The 389-nt window shown below is 53.7% G+C and carries 2 tRNA genes; both read left to right on the forward strand.

The window, feature by feature from the left end:
- Positions 1–129 precede the first annotated feature (129 nt).
- Positions 130–203 (forward strand) — tRNA-Met (locus Q1B03_RS22010).
- Between the two features lie 29 nt (positions 204–232).
- Positions 233–306, forward strand: a tRNA-Ile gene (locus Q1B03_RS22015).
- Positions 307–389 lie beyond the last annotated feature (83 nt).

Consider the following 389-nt stretch of genomic DNA (forward strand, 5'->3'; position numbering starts at 1 on the left):
GGGCCTTAGCTCAGCTGGGAGAGCGCCTGCTTTGCACGCAGGAGGTCAGCGGTTCGATCCCGCTAGGCTCCACCATGAACTTCATTCATTGGTTTTATAGAAGTGCAATAAACATTCTAAATATTTCGTGGCGGTGTAGCTCAGCTGGCTAGAGCGTACGGTTCATACCCGTGAGGTCGGGGGTTCGATCCCCTCCGCCGCTATTACTCAATACAAATCGCACGATTGATAAGGACCCTTAGCTCAGTTGGTTAGAGCAGACGGCTCATAACCGTCCGGTCGTAGGTTCGAGTCCTACAGGGTCCATTATACACGGAGGAATACCCAAGTCCGGCTGAAGGGATCGGTCTTGAAAACCGACAGGGGTGTAACAGCCCGCGGGGGTTCGA

The sequence above is a fragment of the uncultured Rossellomorea sp. genome, assembly GCF_947488365.1.
Lineage (GTDB): Bacteria > Bacillota > Bacilli > Bacillales > Bacillaceae_B > Rossellomorea.